This is a genomic window from Mycolicibacterium neworleansense, from assembly GCF_001245615.1.
Lineage (GTDB): Bacteria > Actinomycetota > Actinomycetes > Mycobacteriales > Mycobacteriaceae > Mycobacterium > Mycobacterium neworleansense.
This window is the reverse complement of the sequence record NZ_CWKH01000003.1, coordinates 1,042,850-1,065,987: the sequence shown is the minus strand read 5'-3', so window position 1 is coordinate 1,065,987 and position 23,138 is coordinate 1,042,850. Positions and strand designations below refer to the sequence as shown.

3 protein-coding genes are annotated in these 23,138 nt (G+C 65.0%); all 3 read left to right on the top strand.

What is annotated here, in order from left to right:
- The first annotated feature begins 32 nt into the window (after positions 1 to 32).
- The 3 genes from BN2156_RS29605 (at position 33) to BN2156_RS29595 (ending at position 23,094) form a co-directional block, all read left to right on the top strand.
- Complete coding sequence (locus BN2156_RS29605; protein WP_090518397.1) at positions 33 to 2,108, top strand: RecQ family ATP-dependent DNA helicase; 2,076 nt, start codon at positions 33 to 35, stop codon at positions 2,106 to 2,108.
- Between the two features lie 1,147 nt (positions 2,109 to 3,255).
- Positions 3,256 to 3,471, top strand: a complete 216-nt coding sequence (locus BN2156_RS29600; protein WP_090518396.1) for an MbtH family protein — start codon at positions 3,256 to 3,258, stop codon at positions 3,469 to 3,471.
- Positions 3,472 to 3,516: 45 nt separating this feature from the next.
- On the top strand, positions 3,517 to 23,094 hold the full coding sequence (locus BN2156_RS29595; protein ID WP_110811045.1) for a non-ribosomal peptide synthetase: 19,578 nt from the start codon (positions 3,517 to 3,519) through the stop codon (positions 23,092 to 23,094).
- Positions 23,095 to 23,138 lie beyond the last annotated feature (44 nt).

The window sequence follows — 23,138 nt, the reverse complement described above, 5'->3', positions numbered from 1 at the left end:
GGGTGTCTGCCGCACCCGGCATCATTGGGGTCATGGCAACCCGCGAGCAGGCCCAGTCGATCCTCGAGCAACTGGCCGGTCCTACCGCGGTCCTGCGCGATGACCAGTGGGCTGCCATCGAGGCCCTGGTGGTGCAGCGGCGCCGCGCACTGGTGGTGCAGCGCACCGGGTGGGGCAAGTCCGCGGTGTACTTCATCGCGGCCAAACTGCTGCGTGCCTCGGGTCGGGGGCCGACGGTCATCGTCTCTCCGCTTCTGGCGTTGATGCGCAACCAGGTGGCCGCTGCTGATCGGGCCGGGGTGCGGGCCGCCACGATCAACTCCGGCAATGTCACCGAATGGGACGCGATCCACCGGCAGGTAGCCGACGGAGAACTAGATGTGCTGTTGGTCAGCCCCGAGCGCCTGAACAACCCGGACTTTCGCGACAACGTGTTGCCGGCGCTGGCGTCGGATGCGGGTCTGGTGGTGGTCGACGAGGCCCACTGCGTCTCGGACTGGGGACATGACTTCCGGCCGGACTACCGCCGCATTCGTACCTTGATCGGTGAATTGGGTTCGCAGGTACCGGTTCTCGCGACGACCGCGACCGCCAACGACCGGGTGGTCGGTGACGTCGCGGCCCAGCTGGGCGTCGGTGGCTCGGATACCCTGGTGCTGCGCGGTGGCCTGGACCGGGAGTCGTTGCGGCTGTCGGTGGTGCAGGTCGGCACCCCTGCCCAGCGCGCCGCCTGGATTGCGGCACAGCTGGATTCCCTGCCCGGCTCGGGCATCATCTACACACTCACGGTCGCTCAGGCTCATGACGTGGCCGCGCTTCTCGCCGAACGCGGTCACAAGGTGGCCGCCTACACCGGGTCCACCGACGCAGGCGAACGTGAACAACTGGAAGCCGACCTGCTCGACAACCGGGTCAAGGCGCTGGTGGCGACATCGGCGTTGGGGATGGGTTTCGACAAACCCGACCTCGGGTTCGTCGTGCACCTGGGAGCACCGTCGTCACCGATCGCCTACTACCAGCAGGTGGGTCGCGCCGGACGCGCGACCGACAGCGCCGAGGTGATCCTGCTGCCGGGCACCGAGGACCAGGAAGTCTGGCGGTACTTCGCGTCGGTGGCGTTCCCGTCGGAATCCATGGTTCGCAGGGTCATCGGAGCACTGGAGACCGACCGTGCGCAATCCACGCAGGCGCTCGAGCCCCTGGTGGATCTCAACCGGTCTCGCCTGGAGATGGTGCTCAAGGTGCTCGACGTCGACGGTGCGGTCCGCCGGGTGAAGGGCGGCTGGATCGGCACCGGGGTGTCCTGGAGCTATGACGAGGCCCGCTATCAGGCGCTGGACGAGGCGCGGCGCCGGGAGCAACAGGCGATGCTGGATTATCAGGCCACAGACGGCTGCCGCATGGCGTTCCTGCGCGGTCAGCTCGACGATCCCGACCTGTCACCGGATGCGCGGTGTGGGCGGTGCGACAACTGCACTGGGCGGCGCTATGAGGCCGCTGTGGCCCAGGACATCCTCACCGACACTGCGCAGCGGTTGTCTCGGCCCGGTGTCCTGGTGGCCCCGCGCAAGCAGTGGCCGTCGGGGCTGGCCGCACTGGGCGTGTCGCTGTCGGGCCGGATCGCCGAAGGGGCGGCGCCGGGCCGGGCGATCGGCAGACTCACCGATCTCGGCTGGGGAGCGCGGCTACGGCGACTGTTGGCCGAGCCGGACGGCGAGGTCCCTGACGACGTGGTGGCCGCGGCTGTCGAGGTACTCAAGGCGTGGGATTGGGACCGAAGGCCGGTTGCGGTGATGGGGCTGGACTCCCAGACGCGCCCGGCGTTGATCTCCTCCACCGTGCAGCGGCTGGCACAGATCGGGCGCCTGACGAATCTGGGGGTCCTGGCCTACGCCGCGCAGCACCGCCCCGTGACGGCGGCGAATTCGGCGTATCGCGTGGCTGCCCTGAACGGCGCGTGGGAACGCCCGCAGGTCGATGTCAGTGGACCGGTACTGCTCGTCGACGACATGACCGACACCGGATGGACGATGACGATGGCCAGCCGACTCCTTCGCGAGGCGGGAGCGTCCGAGGTATTGCCCTTGCTCTTGGCAACCGTCAGTTGAGTGTTTCTGGGCGCCCAATCGCCGATGTCTTTCGCTTGGCTAATCAGTTGCGCGGATCTGTTTGACCGCCGGTCGTTTGCTATTTCGGCATCCCGCGTAGTAAAAAGTGCTTCACCGGCTCTCTGCGAACTTCGTATTTGTTTGCGTTCGCAAATTCAATTCAATCGATCTTGATTTTGACAATTCAAGATCATGTGAGTTTGGTCTGGCTAACTCAATCCGCTTCGCCGTCAAGCTTTATATTGCCGCATTGAGTGGCGCGTCGGTTGCGGAAAAGTTTGCTACCAGTTCGAGGTCCTCAAGCGGTACCGCTGTCTACCGGGCTCCGGCACGTTCGTTGGGTTCGACGCCTCGATTGTTCGCTTCGCTGAAATGAACTACGTGCGTGTCGTTGTCGTATTCATGGGTGAGGCGTCTGGGCGAGTCGCTGACGCCGGGCGTGTCGTCGTGGGCCTCCAGCGACATGCCTGGGTTAGCCCTGTGTGCTCGTCTGCCGGCTCGCCAGGGCCTGCGTGACGCAGGTGCGTTACTTGGTCAGACGGCCCGTTGCGCCGAGGAGATGACCGACGACCGATGGCGGCTCAAACCGCGCAATTGCTGGTCATTGGGCCGAGAACCATGGCGTTTTGTGTCTGGCCGGCGCCGCTGCGGGCGCTGCATCGCCGGGCGGTATTCGCCTCGCTGCGCGGCACGTCGTCGGACGCCGTTTCTCCGTTTGCGCGACAAACGCTCAGCGCGGGGCGAGTTGTTACCCGGCTTCGGGGAGTGCCGGGGCGGCGGATTCTTGTTCCCGCCGCGGCTCCTGGGCCCTCGAATTGGACGGTCCACATACTCCCCGCAGGCCAAGCGGCTGAGCTCACACGCTGAAGGTCAACCTGGAGGAACCCTGAGAGGCATTTGCCCAATGCTGGTACGCAAGTGGAACTTGAAGGCAAATATGCTCAGTGCAGCAACGGAAAATTCTTTGATTCCTAATTTCTGCACTCTCGTCAAGATAAGTGGATATGCTGACGCCCTGCAACGAGTACGTCATAGCTGGAGTGGGCCACAGGAAACAGGCATCGCGAAGCGACGGGCGGGGCTAGATGGCCGCGCCCGGGCTTGTTGAACGATTTTCACTGGTCGGCTCACCGATGGGGAGGACCAAGTGAGCATCAACCCGTTCGACGACGACAATGGCACCTTTCGCGTCTTGGTCAATGACGAGGAGCAACACAGTCTGTGGCCAACATTCGCTGACATCCCTGCCGGGTGGAAAGTCGTGTACGGCGAAGCGGATCGAGCGTCCTGTTTGGACTACATCGAGCAGAACTGGCCGGACATCCGGCCGAAGAGTCTTCGCGACAGGCTGGCGGGGCTCTGACGCACAGAAGGCTCGGGGGGCGAAAAACTGCAGTGGGAGAGTCCGATGCAGCTTGATGAACAGTCGCTGCCGGTAACACGCGCGCAGCTCGATATCTGGCTCGCGCACGACGTGGCTGGATCCGGCACAGAGTGGTTACTCGGTCTATTCGTGAGAATCGCGGGCACACTCGACCGTGACGCCCTTGAATGGACGATCCGCCGGGTGGTGCGAGAGGCCGAACCGGTCAGGGCCACCTTCTTCGAGGTGGACGGACAGGTCTTCCAGAAGGCGGTCGACTACCCCGAAGTGGACGTGGCCTTCTTCGACCTGCGTAGCGCATCCGACCCTGTGCAGGAAGCCCGCGACATGGCAGCGTCGATCCAGCGCACGCCGATGTCCTTCACCGGTCCGCTGTTCAGGTTCGCACTGTTCCAGACGCGGGACGATGAGCACTTCCTGATTGCCGGGTGTCACCACATCGTGCTCGACGGGACCGGCATTGCACTGGTCGGTTCGCGGCTGGCATCGGTGTATTCGGCGGTCTCATCTGGCGGGCCCGTGCCCCCGGCGATCTTCGGATCGCTGGCGGATTTGATCGACAACGAGTCGAAGTACGAAGCGTCCGACGAGTACCTCGACGACGAAGAGTATTGGAACAGGAACCTCCCGCCGGAAGTCGGCCCGGACTCTTGGCCGACGGAATCCGTCGATACGCAGGAGATGCATTGGCCTTCTGCCCCAGTTCAATTGGACTCGGAAGTACTCCGCCGAGTCGACTTGCTGGCCCGGTCGAAGAATGTACCTCGTTCATCGGTGATCACCGCGGCATGTGCGTTGCTCGTGCACGGGTGGTGTGCTGAGGGTGAAGACGTGGTGCTCGACTTCCCGGTCAGCCGTCGCGTAAGCCCCGAGTCGCGGACGCTGCCCGGCATGGTGGCCGGGGTGGTGCCGCTCGTGTTGAAGGTTTCGCCCTCGTCATCGATCGCCGAATTCATCGACGATGTCGAGCGCCGGATACAGGAAGCCCTCAAGCATCAGCGGTTCCCGGTCCTCTCGCTGGAGCGCAAGGTCAACCCGCGAGCGGCGGGCCAGATGGCGAATCGGGTGAGCCTCAATTTCCTGCCGTCTAGCTTCACCCTGGATTTCGGCGGCGCGAAGGCCACGGCGTCGTTGACCAACGCCGGCGTTGTGGGAGGCTTTGGCCTCGTCTTCTCCAGTGCCGGAGATGAACTGCTTCTCAGCACGATGGGCACGGGCCAACCATTCTCCAGTTTCGGTGTCGAGGATCTGGCGCAGCGGTTGCAGCGAGTCTTGGTGGCGATGACGGCTGATGCGGGTCAGCGGTTGTCGTCGGTGGGGTTGCTTGATGCTGCTGATTGTGCGCGGCTGGATGAGGTGGGTCATCGGGCGGTGTTGACGTGCTCGGTGGTGGAGTCGTCGATTCCGGTGTTGTTTGCGGCTCAGGTGGGGTGTGCTCCTGATGCGGTGGCGGTGACTTTTGAGGGTCGGTCGTTGACCTATCGCGAGCTTGATGAGGCGTCGAATCGGTTGGCGCATGTGCTGGTTGGGTTGGGTGCTCGTCCGGGTGCGTGTGTGGGTTTGTTGATGGGCCGGTCGGCTGATGCGGTTGTTGCGATTTTGGGTGTGTTGAAGTCGGGTGCGGCGTATCTGCCGATGGATCCGGTGGTGCCGGATGCGCGGGTGCAGTTCATGCTTGGTGATGCCGGGCCGGTGGTGGTGGTGACTACGGCTGAGTTGGCTGAGCGGGTCGGCAGTTGCGGTGTGCCGGTGTTGGATGTGGCTGATCCCTGTATCGATGCGGCGTCGTGTGGTGTGTTGGCGGTGCCTGCTGCCGATGATGTGGCGCACATTATTTATACGTCGGGTACGACGGGTGTGCCGAAAGGTGTTGCGGTTACGCATCAGAACGTGACGCGGTTGTTTGACGGTATGGATGTCGGTTTCGAGTTGGGGCCGGCGCAGGTGTGGGCGGCGTGTTCGTCGTTGGCGTTCGATTATTCGGTGTGGGAGATCTGGGGTGCGCTGCTGCATGGTGGGCGCCTGGTGGTGGTGCCCGAGGCGGTGACGCGCTCGCCGCAGGATTTGCAGGAGTTGGTGGTTGCTGAGGGTGTGACGGTGTTGAGTCAAACCCCTTCGGCGGTGGGTGTTTTGGATCCGGACCGGTTGGGGTCGGTGTCGGCGTTGATGGTCGCGGCTGAGGCGTGTCCGCCGGATGTGGTGGATCGGTGGGCGCCGGGTCGGGTGATGATCAATGGTTACGGCCCGACGGAGACGACGGTGTATGCCACGATCAGCAAGCCTATGAGCGCTGGGTCGGGTGTGGTGCCGATTGGTGTGCCGGTGCCGGGTGCGGGGTTGTTTGTTTTGGATCGGTGGTTGCGTCCGGTTCCTGCGGGTGTGGTGGGTGAGTTGTATGTGGCCGGCCGTGGTGTCGGTGTGGGGTATGTGAACCGGGCGGGGTTGACGGCTTCTCGGTTTGTGCCGTGCCCGTTTGGGGCGGCGGGTGCCCGGATGTATCGGACTGGGGATTTGGTGTCGTGGGGTCCCGATGGGCAGTTGCGGTATGCCGGGCGGGCTGATGATCAGGTCAAGATCCGTGGCTATCGCATTGAGTTGGGTGAGATCCAGTCGGCGTTGGCTGATGTGGAGGGTGTGCAGCAGGCGGTGGTGATCGCCCGTGAGGATCAGCCCGGCGATAAGCGTTTGGTCGGTTACATCACCGGCACGGTTGATCCGGTCAAGGTTCGGGCGCAGCTTTCACAGCGGTTGCCGGCTTACATGGTGCCCGCGGCGATCGTGGCCCTTGAGGTGTTGCCGTTGACGGTCAACGGCAAGCTCGACAAGCGCGCTTTGCCGGCACCGGAGTATGCCGGCACCGATCGGTACCGGGCTCCGAGTACGGCGACCGAGGAAATCCTGGCCGGCATCTACGCCCAGGTGCTGAGCCTGCCCCGGGTCGGGGTCGATGACTCCTTCTTCGACCTCGGCGGCGACAGCATCCTCGCGATGCGGGTTGTCGCCGCGGTCAACACGACCTTGGATGCCGGACTGTCGGTGCGCACACTGTTCGACGCACCGACAGTCGCGCAGCTGGCTCCGCGTCTCGGCGAGGGATCCGACAGGCGTGCGCCGTTGGTGGCGGGCGAACGACCTCCTCTCATTCCGTTGTCCTACGCGCAGAACCGGATGTGGTTCCTCAACCGGTTCGAGGACGGAGCGGCGACGTACAACATGCCGATCGCGTTCCGGATCAACGGCGCATTGGACCTGGGTGCCCTCGATGCAGCTCTCGACGATGTCATCACCCGGCACGAAGCGCTGCGCACCGTGTTCCCCGACATCGACGGTGTGCCCTCGCAGAAGGTACTTCCCGCGCGGCCGGGGTTGTGGCGGCGCGGCGGCCCGGCTTTGGTGCAGGTCGCAGAAGACGATCTGGTACCGGAACTGATCTCGCTGGCGGGCTACACGTTTGATCTGGCGACCGAGATCCCCATCCGGGCCCAGATCTATGCCGTGGGACCCGAACAGTACGTCCTCGGAATCGTCTTGCACCACATCGCCTTCGACGGCTGGTCGATGGCACCTATGGCCCGGGATGTGGGCGAGGCGTATCGGGCGCGCACCCTCGGCCGCGCTCCAGACTGGTCGCCGCTGCCCGTTCAGTACGCCGATTACACATTGTGGCAACAGGATTGGCTGGGATCCGAGTCTGATCCCGACAGTGTCCTCGCCAGCCAGTTGACGTACTGGCGGCGGGAATTGGCGGACCTTCCCGAGGTGGTGTCGCTACCCACGGACCGGCCCCGCCCGCCGACACCGAGCTACCGCGGCGATTCGGTTGATCTGCGCATCGATCCCGAATCCTGGGCAGGAATCAAGGCCCTGGCCGCGGCACACAACGCAACGGTGTCGATGGTGTTGCAGGCGGCGATGGCCGTGGCGCTGCACCGGGCCGGGGTCGGAGAGGACATCGCGCTGGGGACGCCCATCGCCGGGCGCATGGATCAGGCCCTTGACGAACTGGTCGGCTTCTTCGTCAACACCTGGGTGCTACGGGTGGGTGTTGACCCTGCGCTTCGGTTCAGCGAGGTGTTGGACCGGGTGCGGCAGAAGGCACTCGATGCCTATGCCAACCAGGATGTGCCGTTCGAACTCTTGGTGGAGAGGCTGAACCCGACACGGTCCACGTCACACCATCCACTGTTCCAGGTGGCGTTGGCCTTCCAGAACAATGTGCGCCCCGAGATCCAGCTCGACGACCTCGATGTCGAGCCGGACGCTGCCGACATCCGCACCGCCCGGTTCGATCTCGAATTCGACCTGCGGGAAATGCCCAGTGGTGACGCGAGTGCGCTGTTCGATCTGAAGGCAGCGCCGGCCGGAGACCGGGGTGCGCTGATGGCGGCAGGCACAGTCGCCTACGCCACGGACCTGTACGACCGATCAAGCGTCGAGCGGTTGGTGGGTTGGTTCGGCCGGGTGATCGAGGCTGTGGTGGCTGACTCGTCGGTGGTGGTCGGCGAGGTGGGCCTGCTGGATCGTGATGAGCGGGATCTGGTGCTGTGCCGGTGGTCTGGTGCCGAGGCAAATGCCCCGATGGGCTTGGCGCCGGAGTTGCTGGCTGCGGCAGTTGCCGCTGACCCGGACGCCATCGCGGTGGTGGACGGGGCGCGCGAGCTGACCTACCGGGAGCTCGATGCGGTCTCCAGCCGGCTGGCTCGGGCATTGATCGAAGCGGGTGTGGGCCCCGAGCGTGCCGTGGGTGTGGCGATCAGCCGGTCCGCCGAGTTGGTGACCGCGTGGTGGGCGGTGCTCAAGGCCGGTGGGGTGTACGTGCCGGTGGATCGGACTCATCCGGCCGAACGCATCTCCACGGTGCTGGACACCGCTGAGGCGGTTTGCGTACTGACCTGCGGCTCCGGTCTGATCGAGGGGACTGGCGGCCGCCTCGTCGTTCCGCTCGATGTTGTCGATCTCTCCGAGTACAGCGCGGATCCCGTCACGGATTCGGATCGACTGGCGCCGTTGAGTATTGACGACGCGGCGTACGTGATCTTCACGTCAGGTTCCACCGGAACCCCGAAAGGCGTGGCGATCAGCCACGCCGGCGTGCTCGGTGTGGCAGCCGCGCACCACGATCTACTCGGAGTGGGGCCGCGATCCAGGGTGTTGATGGTCGCTGCGCCGACGTTCGATGCCTCGGTCTTCGAGTGGTTGTGGGCGACGGCTTCGAGGGCGGCGTTGGTGGTGGCACCTCCCGATTCGTACGCCGGCGATGCACTGGCCGAGGTTCTGGCCGGTCCACGAGTTGATGCGGCGCTGATCACCCCCACCGTGTTGGCGACGCTGGACCCGGCTCAGATCGACGGGCTGGACACCTTGGTCACCGGTGGTGAGGCGTGCCCGGCCGAGTTGGTCACCGCGTGGGTTGCATCCGCACGCGAGGAGGGAAATAAGACACCGCGCCGGATGTTCAATGCCTACGGACCGACCGAGGTGACCATCTGGTCGACCTGGAGTGCGCTGGCGGCCGGGGAGCCAGTGCGGATCGGCGCGCCGGTTCCAGGCACCTGCGCGTTCGTGCTCGACGCGCGGCTGAAGCCGGCTCCGGTGGGTGTCGTGGGTGAGCTGTACCTCGCCGGCCCCACGGTGGCTCGAGGGTATGTCGGCCGGCCCGACCTGACCGCGGATCGCTTCGTGGCCAACCCCTTTGGTGGTCCCGGAACCCGCCTCTATCGCACCGGTGACCTGGTGCGGTGGACCCAGAATGGCAGCCTGGAATACCTGGGACGCGCCGATGCCCAGATCAAGCTGCGTGGGCAGCGCCTGGAACTGGGCGAGATCGAAAACACCCTGCTCACCTGCCCGCAGGTCACGCGGGCTGCCGCGGCTCTGCGTCGGGGCAGCACCGGTGTGGACCATCTGGTTGGCTACATCGCTCTCGAGCAGACCAGTACGGCCGACTACGACGCGGACGTCGTCGACCAATGGCAAGGCATTTACGACGAGCTGTATGACGCGGACCTGGATGTGGTCGAGTTCGGCAACGATTTCCGTGGCTGGAACAGCAGCTACACGGACGAGCCGATTCCCCTGCACGAGATGGAGGAGTGGCGCTCGGCCACCGTGGATCGGATCCTGTCGCTGCGGCCGCAGCGGGTGCTCGAGCTCGGCGTCGGATCAGGTCTGCTGCTGTCCCAGCTCGCTCCGAAATGCGTGGAGTATTGGGGCACAGACTTTTCCGCACCGACCATCCAGAAGCTTCAGGCGGCAGTGGCCGGCCAACCTTGGGGAGATCGGGTTCATCTGCTGACCCGACCGGCGCACATCACCGACGGGCTGCCCCAAAACCAGTTCGACATGGTGGTGATCAACTCGGTGGTCCAGTACTTCCCGAGTGCCGGCTATTTGGCCGAGGTCATCGACAAGGCCGTGGATCTGCTGGCCCCGGGCGGTACGTTGTTCGTCGGGGATGTGCGCAACCACACCCTGCAGGGGGCCTTCCAGACCGGTATCGCCTTGGCACGCAGCCGGAACGGTGCCGATACTGACGAGATCCGGCAACGTGTACAACGGGCAATGCTCGGCGAGCACGAGTTGCTGCTTGCCCCAGAGTTTTTCACCACCTGGGCGGCCGACCACCCGTCGGTGGGCGGCATCGGCATTCAGGTCAAGCGTGGTGAGGCTGACAACGAGCTGAGCCGATACCGCTACGACGTGATCGTCCACAAGTCGCCTACTCAGGTGTGCTCACTCGCCAGTGCCACGAACTGGGCGTGGACGGATTGTGCGGGCCTCAGTGGCCTGCACGCCGAGTTGACGGCTCAGCAGCCGTCCACCGTGCGGGTCAGTGGCATCCCCCGTGCCGGGGTGATCGCCGATGTGGTGACCGAACAAGCTTTGGGCGCCGGGCTTCCCATCGTGGAGGCGCTCGTGCACGCCGATTCCGCAGCCGAGGACGTCGTCACGCCCGAACTGGTGTACCGGCTCGGTGAGGCGGCCGGCTACCACGTCGCAGTCACCTGGGGTGCGCAACCCGGCACACTCGATGCCGTCTTCATCGCCGCCACCGACGGCGAGGCGCTACCAGCGCTCACCGACCTCTACCAGCCCGTCGCGGACTCCCGTCAGCACGGCGGCTATGCCAACGACCCGCACACCAACTCGAAGGTCACCGCGGTCCGGCAGTGGCTGGCCGAGCGGTTGCCCGAGTACATGGTGCCGTCCCAGATCGTGGTGCTCGACGAGTTCCCATTGACTTCCTCGGGCAAGATCGATCGCAAGGCCCTGCCTGAGCCCACGTTTGTCGCCACCTCATTCCGGGCTCCTCAGACCGACACGGAAAAGATCGTCGCGGAGGTGTTCACCGAGGTCCTCGCTCTTGGTAGGGCGGGACTCGACGACGATTTCTTCGTCCTGGGCGGTGATTCGCTGATCGCCATCCGGGTCTGCGCGCGTCTGCAGTCCGCTCTCGGCCGAGATGTGCCGGTCCGCTACCTGTTCGACGCGCCCACGGTCGGTGGGCTCGCCGACTACCTCGATCGGCACCAGGACGGCGTGGCCCGGCCGCCGCTGACCGCGCGGCATCGCCCGGCGACGGTCCCGTTGTCGTATGCCCAGCAACGGTTGTGGTTCTTGGAGCAATTGCAAGGGCCGTCGCCGATCTACAACATGGCCGTGGCGTTGCGGCTCACTGGGCGCCTGGATGAAGATGCGTTAGGTGCCGCGCTGGCGGACGTGGTGGGCAGGCAGGAGAGCCTCCGCACCGTCTTCACTTCGGTCGACGGGGTACCTCAGCAGGTGGTTCTCGACCCGGAGCACGCCCATCTGGGATGGCGAATCGTTGACGCCGGCGGATGGCCCGCCGGCCGGCTCGATGAGGAGATCGGCGCGACGGCGCGTCACGGTTTCGACCTCACGCATGAGATCCCGATCAAGGCAACACTTTTCCGGATAAGCGAGGACGAGCACGTGCTCGCGGCGGTCGTGCACCACATCGCCGCCGACGGCTGGTCGGTGACACCGCTGGTGGTCGATCTGGCGACGGCGTACGCCAGCCGGTGTGCGGGGCAGGCGCCGGATTGGGCGCCGCTGCCGGTGCAGTACGCCGATTACACGTTGTGGCAGCAGGAGTGGTTGGGGTCCGTATCTGACCCCGACAGCGTGATCGCAGGTCAGCTGAATTACTGGGAGGGCGAGCTGGCCGATCTGCCCGATCGCTTGGAGCTGCCGACGGATCGGCCGTACCCGCCGGTGGCCGACTACCAGGGCTCCAGTGTGACGGTGGATTGGCCGGCTGAATTGCAGCAACAGATCGCCCGGATGGCCCGCGAACACGGTGCGACGAGTTTCATGGTGGTCCAGGCAGCGCTGGCTGCACTCATGGCACAGCTGAGCGCGAGCACCGAAGTGGCCGTGGGCATCGCGTCTGCCGGCCGCGGTGAACCCGCACTGGACGAGCTGGTGGGTTTCTTCGTCAACACGTTGGTGCTCCGAGTGGACCTGACCGGTGACCCGACGGTGGCCGATCTGCTCGGCCAGGTGCGGCAGCGTAGTTTGGCGGCCTTCGAGCATCAGGATGTGCCGTTCGAGGTTCTGGTGGATCGGCTCAACCCGACCCGCAGCCTCACCCATCATCCGCTGGTACAGGTGATGCTGACCTGGCAGAACCTGCCATGGCAGCACAGCGATCCCGCCGCCGCGCTGACGTTGGGTGATGTTGGCGTCACGCGGCTGGAGGCCGAAACCGAGACCGCCCGTATGGATCTGGTGTTCTCCCTGGCCGAACGTTTCAACGACGCGGGATCACCGGCGGGTATCGACGGATCAGTCGAGTTCCGTACCGACGTGTTCGACCCGGCAACCATCGAGACGTTGATCGAGCGGTTGCAGCGAGTCTTGGTGGCGATGACGGCTGATGCGGGTCAGCGGTTGTCGTCGGTGGGGTTGCTTGATGCTGCTGATTGTGCGCGGCTGGATGAGGTGGGTCATCGGGCGGTGTTGACGTGCTCGGTGGTGGAGTCGTCGATTCCGGTGTTGTTTGCGGCTCAGGTGGGGTGTGCTCCTGATGCGGTGGCGGTGACTTTTGAGGGTCGGTCGTTGACCTATCGCGAGCTTGATGAGGCGTCGAATCGGTTGGCGCATGTGCTGGTTGGGTTGGGTGCTCGTCCGGGTGCGTGTGTGGGTTTGTTGATGGGCCGGTCGGCTGATGCGGTTGTTGCGATTTTGGGTGTGTTGAAGTCGGGTGCGGCGTATCTGCCGATGGATCCGGTGGTGCCGGATGCGCGGGTGCAGTTCATGCTTGGTGATGCCGGGCCGGTGGTGGTGGTGACTACGGCTGAGTTGGCTGAGCGGGTCGGCAGTTGCGGTGTGCCGGTGTTGGATGTGGCTGATCCCTGTATCGATGCGGCGTCGTGTGGTGTGTTGGCGGTGCCTGCTGCCGATGATGTGGCGCACATTATTTATACGTCGGGTACGACGGGTGTGCCGAAAGGTGTTGCGGTTACGCATCAGAACGTGACGCGGTTGTTTGACGGTATGGATGTCGGTTTCGAGTTGGGGCCGGCGCAGGTGTGGGCGGCGTGTTCGTCGTTGGCGTTCGATTATTCGGTGTGGGAGATCTGGGGTGCGCTGCTGCATGGTGGGCGCCTGGTGGTGGTGCCCGAGGCGGTGACGCGCTCGCCGCAGGATTTGCAGGAGTTGGTGGTTGCTGAGGGTGTGACGGTGTTGAGTCAAACCCCTTCGGCGGTGGGTGTTTTGGATCCGGACCGGTTGGGGTCGGTGTCGGCGTTGATGGTCGCGGCTGAGGCGTGTCCGCCGGATGTGGTGGATCGGTGGGCGCCGGGTCGGGTGATGATCAATGGTTACGGCCCGACGGAGACGACGGTGTATGCCACGATCAGCAAGCCTATGAGCGCTGGGTCGGGTGTGGTGCCGATTGGTGTGCCGGTGCCGGGTGCGGGGTTGTTTGTTTTGGATCGGTGGTTGCGTCCGGTTCCTGCGGGTGTGGTGGGTGAGTTGTATGTGGCCGGCCGTGGTGTCGGTGTGGGGTATGTGAACCGGGCGGGGTTGACGGCTTCTCGGTTTGTGCCGTGCCCGTTTGGGGCGGCGGGTGCCCGGATGTATCGGACTGGGGATTTGGTGTCGTGGGGTCCCGATGGGCAGTTGCGGTATGCCGGGCGGGCTGATGATCAGGTCAAGATCCGTGGCTATCGCATTGAGTTGGGTGAGATCCAGTCGGCGTTGGCTGATGTGGAGGGTGTGCAGCAGGCGGTGGTGATCGCCCGTGAGGATCAGCCCGGCGATAAGCGTTTGGTCGGTTACATCACCGGCACGGTTGATCCGGTCAAGGTTCGGGCGCAGCTTTCACAGCGGTTGCCGGCTTACATGGTGCCCGCGGCGATCGTGGCCCTTGAGGTGTTGCCGTTGACGGTCAACGGCAAGCTCGACAAGCGCGCTTTGCCGGCACCGGAGTATGCCGGCACCGATCGGTACCGGGCTCCGAGTACGGCGACCGAGGAAATCCTGGCCGGCATCTACGCCCAGGTGCTGAGCCTGCCCCGGGTCGGGGTCGATGACTCCTTCTTCGACCTCGGCGGCGACTCTCTGTCAGCGATGCGCCTGATCGCCGCGGTCAACACCGCCCTGGATACCGATCTCGGCGTCCGTACCTTGTTTGACGCACCGACAGTCGCGCAGCTGGCTCCGCGTCTCGGCGAGGGATCCGACAGGCGTGCGCCGCTGATCGCGGGCGAGCGTCCCGCGGTGGTGCCGCTGTCGTACGCACAGAACCGCATGTGGTTCCTCGATCAGCTGCAGGGGCCGTCACCGATCTACAACATGCCGGTCGCGCTGCGGTTGACCGGAGGTCTGGATGCTGGTGCGCTGGGCGCAGCCCTGGCTGACGTCATCGCCCGGCAAGAGAGCCTGCGGACGTTGTTCGTTGCGGTCGACGGTGTGCCTCGGCAGGTGGTCGTGCCGGCCGAGCGGGCCGATTTCGGATGGCAGGTCATCGATGCCGGTGAGTGGTCGGCCGATCGGTTGGAAAAAGCGGTCGGTGAGGCGGTCTGCCACAGATTCGATCTGTCCACTGAGATTCCTTTACGAGCAACACTTTTCCGTGTCGCCGAGGATGAACATGTGTTGGTGGCGGTGGTGCACCACATCGCTGCCGATGGCTGGTCGGTCACCCCGTTTGTCGCGGATCTGGGCAAGGCCTATGCGAGCCGCTGTGTCGGACAAGCCCCGGAGTGGGGGCCGTTGCCGGTCCAGTACGCCGATTACACATTGTGGCAACAGGATTGGCTGGGAGACGAATCAGATCCCGACAGTGTGATCGCCGAGCAGGTAGCGTACTGGGAGCGCGCGTTGGCCGGTCTGCCTGAGCGGTTGGAGTTGCCGACGGATCGGCCGTATCCGCCGGTGGCCGATTACCGGGGTTCCAGTGTGGCAGTGGAGTGGCCGCCGGAGTTGCAGCAGCAGATTGCCCGGGTGGCTCGTGAGCACAACGTGACCGGTTTCATGGTGGTGCAGGCTGCGTTGGCCACGCTGCTGTCGAAGCACAGTGCCAGCTCTGATGTCGCGGTGGGGTTCCCGATCGCGGGACGTGGCGAGTCCGCCGTGAATGAGTTGGTCGGGTTCTTCGTCAACACATTGGTGTTGAGGGTGGATCTGGCAGGGGACCCAACGATCGCGGAGTTGTTCGAGCAGGTGCGCCAGCGGGCCCTGGGTGCCTACGAACACCAGGACGTGCCGTTCGAGGTGCTGGTCGACCGCCTCAACCCCACTCGCAGTCTGACCCACCACCCGCTGATCCAAGTCCTGCTCGCGTGGCAGAATTTCGCCGGCGACCCTGCGGCGGATCTGGCGTTGGGCGATGTTCGGATCACGCCCCTGTCGGCGGAAACAAACACCGCGCGTATGGATTTGGCATTCTCTCTGTCTGAGCAATGGACTCCGGATGGCGCGCCGGCCGGCATCTCGGGAGCGGTGGAGTTCCGCACCGACGTGTTCGACGCCGACAGCATCCGAACCCTGACCGAGCGACTGCGGCGCGTCCTGGTGGCGATGACCATCGACACCACTCGGCGATTGTCGACGGTGGACGTGCTCGATGAGAGCGAGCATCGCCGACTGGACGAGATCGGCAATCGGGGTGTCCTTGGCCTACCGGAACCGGAGATCTCGATTCCGATGCTGTTCTCCCAGCAGGTTGCTCGTACTCCGGAATCGATCGCGGTCACCTCTGAGAGGTGCTCGTTGACCTACCGGCAACTCGACGACCTGTCGAATCGGTTGGCGCACGCGTTGGTTGACGAGGGTGCGGGTCCCGGCGACGTGGTGGCACTGGCGCTGGAACGTTCACCGCATGCGGTCATCGCGATGCTGGCTGTGCTCAAAGCCGGGGCGGCCTACCTCGCGATCGACCCGGCGGTACCCGATGAGCGGATTCAGTTCATGACAGCCGATGCGGCGCCGGTGGTTGTGCTCACTTCCGCCGGGTTTGCAGAGCGACTGCGCGGGTGTGCTGCACCGGTCCTTGACATCGACGACCCCCGCATCGCGGCGCACCCGGCGACGCCGCTGCCGCCGCCGGCGCCCGACGACATTGCATATCTCATCTACACCTCGGGGACCACCGGCACTCCGAAGGGGGTTGCGGTCACCCACCGCAACCTGGCGCACGTCGCCGCGTCCATGCCCGTATCGCTTCCGACGGAGCAGGTGTGGACGCAGTGTCACTCGTATGCGTTCGACTTCTCGGTCTGGGAGATCTGGGCCGCATTGCTGCCGGGCGGCCGGTTGGTGGTGGTACCCGAAGCGGTGACGGTGTCGCCTCCTGATTTCCATGCCCTGTTGGTGGCCGAAGGGGTCAACGTGCTGACGCAGACCCCGTCGGCGGTGGCGGCACTGTCGCCCCAGGGGCTGGATGGGGTGGCATTGCTACTCGGTGGCGAGGATTGCCCAATCGAGGTGGTGGATCGGTGGGCGCCGGGCCGGGTGGTGATCAATGCCTACGGTCCGACCGAGGCGACGATCTACGCGTCGATGAGTGCGCCCTTGACAGCGGCTGGAGACGACGGGCCCAGTGCGGTGCCAATTGGTGCTCCGGTGCCGACCGCGGCGTTGTTCGTGCTGGACGACCGGTTGCGCCCGGTGCCTCCGGGTGTGGTGGGTGAGTTGTATGTCGCCGGCCGAGGCGTCGCATGCGGGTACGCGCGCCGACCGGCTTTGACCGGTTCGCGGTTCGTCGCCTGCCCGTTCGGTGGGTCCGGAACTCGCATGTATCGAACCGGTGATCTGGTGTCGTGGTCACGGGACGGGCAGCTGCGGTACCTGGGTCGTGCGGATGACCAGGTCAAGATCCGTGGGTACCGCATCGAACTCGGTGAAGTACGAGCGGCACTGTCTGAAATGGCCGGAGTCGACCAGACCGTGGTGATCGCCCGTGAGGACCGCGCGGGCGACAAGCGCCTGGTTGCCTACATCACCGGCACCGCCGATCCGGTGCAGGTGCGTGTGGAATTGGCCCAGCGGCTACCGAACTACATGATCCCCGCGGCCGTGGTGACGCTCGAGGCATTGCCGCTGACCGTCAGCGGCAAGTTGGACACACGGGCCCTGCCTGCACCGGAATACCAGGACGCCGCCGTCTACCGGGCCCCGTCAAGCCCCAGCGAGGAGATCCTGGCCGGTATCTATGCGCAGGTTCTGGGCTTGGAGCGGGTCGGGGTAGATGACTCGTTCTTCGACCTGGGTGGTGACTCGCTGCTGGCCATGCGCGTAATCGCCGCGATCAACACCAGCTTGGATTCCGGGCTTGCCGTGCGTACCTTGTTCGACGCTCCCACTGTCGCCCAGCTCGCACCGCGCATCGGCGAGAGCTCCAGTCCGCGTAAGCCTCTGGTGGCGGGCGACCGCCCCGCGGTGGTCCCGTTGTCCTACGCCCAGAGCAGGTTGTGGTTCCTCAACCGTTTCGAGGGCGGGGTCGCCACATACAACATGCCGACTGCCTTCCGGATCAATGGTGAGCTCAACGTCGAAGCGTTGGACAAGGCTCTAGATGATGTGATCGCGCGGCATGAGTCGCTGCGGACCGTCTTCCCTGACATCGACGGTGAGGCATACCAGAAGGTGCTGCCCGCGGAACCGGGGTTGTGGCGGCGCGGAGGCCCGGCGTTACTGTCGCTTGAGGAAGCCGAAGTAACCGGCGAGTTGATCGCTCTGGCCCAATATCGGTTCGATCTGTCGACCGAGATTCCGGTGCGGGCACAGATCTATGAGGTGGGACCCAACCGGTACGTACTGGCAATGGTGTTGCACCACATCGTCTTTGACGGCTGGTCGATGGCGCCGATGGTGCGTGACGTCGGTGTTGCATATGCCAGTCGGTGCGCCGGTCAGGCTCCCGAGTGGGCCCCGTTGCCGGTGCAGTACGCCGATTACACGTTGTGGCAGCAGGATTGGCTGGGCTCAGAGTCTGATCCCGACAGTGTGATCGCGGCCCAGATTTCGTATTGGCGTCAGGAGCTGGCTGATCTTCCCGAGGTGGTGTCGCTGCCTGCCGATCGGCCGCGGCCGCCGGTGCCCAGTTACCAAGGTGATGGCGTTCCGATACATATCGATCCGGAGTTGTGGTCTGGGGTCAAAGCGGTGGCCGCGGCACACAACGCCACGGTGTCGATGGTGCTGCAGGCCGCTATGGCAGTAGTGCTGCACCGGGCCGGTGTCGGTGAGGACGTCGCACTGGGCACTCCGATCGCCGGGCGGACTGACGCGGCGCTCGATGAACTGGTCGGCTTCTTCGTCAACACGTGGGTGCTGCGAGTGAGTGTCGGGTCGGGTCTGCGGTTCAGCGATGTGGTGGCGCAGGTCCGGCAGAAGGCGCTGGACGCCTACAGCAATCAGGACGTCCCGTTCGAGCGCCTCGTGGAGCGGATCAACCCGACGCGTTCCACCTCGCACCATCCGCTGTTCCAGATCGCGATGGTCTTCCAGAACAACGTACGTCCAGAGGTAGCGCTGGAGGGCGCCGATGTTGAGGCGCTGGTGGCCGATACCCACACCGCCAAATGGGATTTGGACATTGATCTCAGGGACGTGCCCGGCGAGGGTGCTGCCGGGACGGTGACCTATGCCACGGATCTGTTCGACCGCTCCAGCATCGAGCGGCTGGTCGGCTGGTTCGGCCGGGTACTCGAGGCTGTGGTCGTCGACCCCTCGGCAGTCGTGGGTGAGGTGGCGCTGCTCGATGGCGATGAACGGGATCTGGTGTCGTACCAATGGTCTGGCACGGGAGTCGATGCTCCGGTGGGTCTCGCCCCCGAGTTGTTGGCCCGGACGGTCGAGGCCGATCCGGATGCCGTCGCCGTCGTCGACGGGCCCCGTCAGCTGTCATACCGCGAATTGGACGAGGCTTCGAACCGGTTGGCTCGGGTGTTGATAGAGGCCGGGGTTGGCCCTGAGCGCGCGGTCGGGGTAGCGATGGGTCGGTCCGCGGAACTGGTAGTCGCATGGTGGGCAGTACTCAAGGCCGGTGGGGTCTACGTGCCGGTGGACCGAACTCACCCGGCGGAGCGGATCGCGACGGTACTGGATGCCGCCGAGGCGGTGTGCGTTCTGACCCGTGGCAGCGACTCCGTCGCCGGGTCCGGAACACGCCCGGTCATTGACGTCGTGTCGCTGGACCTTTCGGCAAGCTCCGCGGAGCCGGTCACCGACACGGATCGGTTGGCGCCATTGAGTATTGACGACGCGGCATACGTGATCTTCACCTCGGGCTCCACCGGTGTTCCAAAGGGTGTGGCGATCAGTCATGCCGGTGTGCTGGGCATTGCCGCGGCTCATCGTGATCTGTTCGGAGTGGCTCCGGGTGCACGAGTGTTGATGGTGGCCGCGCCGACGTTCGATGCCTCGGTGTTCGAATGGTTGTGGGCGGTGGCCTCGGGGGCCGCGCTGGTGGTGGCCCCGCCGGATTCCTACGCGGGTGACGCACTGACGGCGGTGATCGAGGACCAGCACGTCGAGGCAGCGTTGATCACCCCGAGCGTGGTGGCAACTCTGGACCGTAGCCGTCTGTCCGAATTGAAGACGTTGGTCACCGGTGGGGAGGCGTGCCCGGCCGAGTTGGTGGCTGCGTGGGCGCCTGGACGGCGGATGTTCAATGCTTACGGACCGACCGAGGTGACCATCTGGGCCACCTGGAGTGCGCTGTCGGCCGGACAGCCCGTGCGGATCGGCGCCCCGGTTCCGGGCACGTCTGCGTTGGTGTTGGATGCCCGGCTGAATCCGGCTCCGGTTGGGGTGGTGGGCGAGTTGTACCTGGCCGGCCCGGTGCTGGCGCGCGGCTACGTGGGCCGACCGGATCTGACCGCGGATCGCTTCGTGGCCAACCCCTTTGGTGCCCCCGGGACGCGGCTGTACCGTACCGGCGACCTGGTGCGCTGGACCTCCAACGGCAGCCTGGAATATTTCGGCCGTGCCGACGCACAGGTCAAGCTGCGTGGGCAGCGCCTCGAGCTGGGCGAGATCGAGAACACCTTGCTCGCGTGCCCGCAAGTCAGTCGCGCTGCCGCGGCGGTTTATCACAACGATGCCGCAGACCACCTGGTCGCGTATGTCGCCCTCGAGCGTGTCAGCAGCGCCGATCACGATGCTGAGGTCGTCGATCAGTGGCAAACCGTCTACGACGAACTCTATGACGCCGACATCGAGGTGTCGGATTTCGGAAGCGATTTCCGCGGCTGGAACAGCAGCTACACCTCGGAACCGATTCCACTCGACCAGATGGAGGAGTGGCGCTCGGGTGCTGTGGAACGGATTCTGGCACTCCGACCGCAGCGGGTACTCGAGCTCGGCGTCGGTTCGGGTCTTGTTCTTTCACAGGTTGCCCCGAAGTGCCTGGAGTATTGGGGCACAGACTTTTCCGCGCCGACCATCCGGACCCTGGAATCAGCGGTCGCCGGGCAACCGTGGGGAGACCGGGTCCGGTTACGGGTACAGCCGGCGGATGTGGTCGACGGGCTGCCGAACGGATACTTCGACACGATCATCATCAACTCCGTCATCCAGTACTTCCCGAATGCGGTGTATCTCACCGAGGTCATCGACCACGCCGTAGAACTGTTGGCCCCAGGCGGAACGTTGTTCGTCGGCGACGTGCGTAACCACAGTCTGCAGGGCGCCTTCCAGACCGGTATCGCGCTGGCGCGCAGCGGCTCCGACGCGGATACCGACGAGATTCGTCAGCGCGTACAACGCGCCATCATCGGCGAGCCTGAGCTGCTCCTGGCCCCAGAGTTCTTCACCATGTGGGCAGCCGGCCACCCGTCGGTGGGCGGGATCGGCATCCAGGTCAAGCGCGGTGAAGCCGACAACGAGCTGACCCGCTACCGCTACGACGTCGCTGTTCACAAATCAGCGGCCGGAGTCCGTTCGCTCGCCGGTGCCCCGATCTGGGATTGGTCTGATTGCGCGGGCCTGAACGGACTGCGCGCCGAGTTGACGGCTCAGCGGCCGCCGGCCGTGCGAGTCAGTGCGATTCCACGTGCGGGTGTGATCGCCGATGTGATCATTGAACATGCCCTTGCCGAGGGGCATTCGGTCGCCGACGCGTTGGCAGAGGCCGAGATCGTCGCAAACCCCGCGAACACCGTCACGCCCGAACGGTTGTACCAGCTCGGTGAGTCCGCCGGATACCAGGTTGTCGTTACGTGGGGCGCTCAACCGGGAACCGTCGACGCGGTCTTCATCGCTGCCGGCGACGAGGAGATTCCGGTACTGACCGATCTCTATCTGCCTCCGGCCGGGTCGCACAAGCGCAGCGCCTACGTCAACGACCCTGACGCCAACAGCAAGGTGAGCGAGGTCCGCCAGTGGTTGGCCGCTCGTCTGCCGGAATACATGGTGCCGTCCCAGATTGTGGTTCTCGAGGAGTTCCCCCTGACCTCCTCGGGCAAGATCGATCGCAGGGCGCTGCCTGAGCCGGTATTCGCGGCCGCCACCTTCCGGTCACCGCAGACACCGTCGGAGAAGACCGTCGCCGAGGTCTTCGCCGAGGTGCTTGGGCTCGATCGGGTGGGTCTCGATGACGATTTCTTTGCCCTGGGCGGAGATTCGTTGATCGCCATCCGGGTCAGCGCGCGGTTGCAGTTGGCGCTGGGCAAGGATGTGCCGGTGCGCTATCTGTTCGACGCGCCAACGGTCGGCCGTCTGGCCGCCACTCTGGACCGTCAGCAGGACGAGGCGGTACGTCCACCGCTACAGGTGATGCCGCGTCCACAGACAATCCCGTTGTCGTATGCCCAGCAGCGGTTGTGGTTCTTCGATCAATTGAACGGTCCCTCACCGGTTTACAACCTGGCCGTGGGATTGCGTCTGACCGGTGACCTCGACCCCGTTGCGCTCGGGCAGGCACTGGGGGATGTGGTGGGCCGCCACGAGAGCCTGCGCACCATATTCACCCTGGCCGGTGAGGTGCCCCAGCAATCGGTGGTGCCGGCCGAGAGCGCCCGGATGCAATGGCAGGTGGTCGACGCAGTCGGCTGGCCGGCGGACCGGCTGGTCGAGGCCGCCGGCGCCGTCGCGCGCCATCCATTCGATCTGTCGGCCGAATTGCCATTGAAGGCAACACTGTTCCGTGTCGCAGAACGCGAGCATGTGCTCGTGGCGGTGGTACACCACATCGCTGCCGACGGTTGGTCGGTCACCCCCTTGGTGGCAGATCTGGGTGCGGCCTACGCTGCCCGGTCTGCGGGTGGGGCCCCGGAGTGGCTACCGTTGCCGGTGCAGTATGCGGATTACACCCTGTGGCAACGGGAGTACCTAGGTGACCTGGCCGATCCGGACAGTCGCATTTCCGGTCAGCTGGCGTACTGGGAACAGGCTTTGGCGGGGCTGCCCGAGCGGTTGGAGTTGCCGACGGATCGGCCGTACCCACCGGTGGCCGACTACTGCGGTGCCAGCCTGGAGGTGGACTGGCCCGCCGAGCTTCAGCTGCGGATCGCCAGGGTGGCTCGCGAGCAGAACGCGACCAGTTTCATGGTGGTGCAGGCCGGGTTGGCTCTGCTGCTGTCGAAGCTCAGCATGAGCTCGGATGTGGCGGTAGGGATATCGATTGCGGGCCGTAATGATCCCGCGCTCGACTCCCTGGTGGGGTTCTTCGTCAATACGTTGGTATTGCGTGTCGACTTCGCCGGAGACCCGACCATCGGCGAGTTGCTGGACCAGGTGCGGCAGCGCGGTCTCGAAGCCATCGAGCATCAGGATGTGCCGTTCGAGGTCGTGGTGGATCGGCTCAACCCGACCCGCAGTCTGACCCATCACCCGCTCGTGCAGGTGATTCTGTCGTGGCAGAACTTGGCCTGGCAGCACAGTGCAGATGCCGCCGGTGGTCTGACGCTGGGGAACGTGCAGGTGACCCCGCTACCTGCCCAAACTCATACCGCGCGTACCGATCTGACCTTTGCGTTGGGAGAACGTTGGACTGAGAGCGGCGAGCCCGCCGGAATTGGAGGGACTGTGGAGTTTCGCACCGACGTCTATGACGAAGCCAGTGTCGTGCGGTTGATCGATCGGTTGCGAAAGGTGTTGACGGCGATGACGGCTGAGGTGGAGGCCTAGTCGTGACTGCTGACCTTAGCCGTCGTTTGTCGTCGATGGATTTC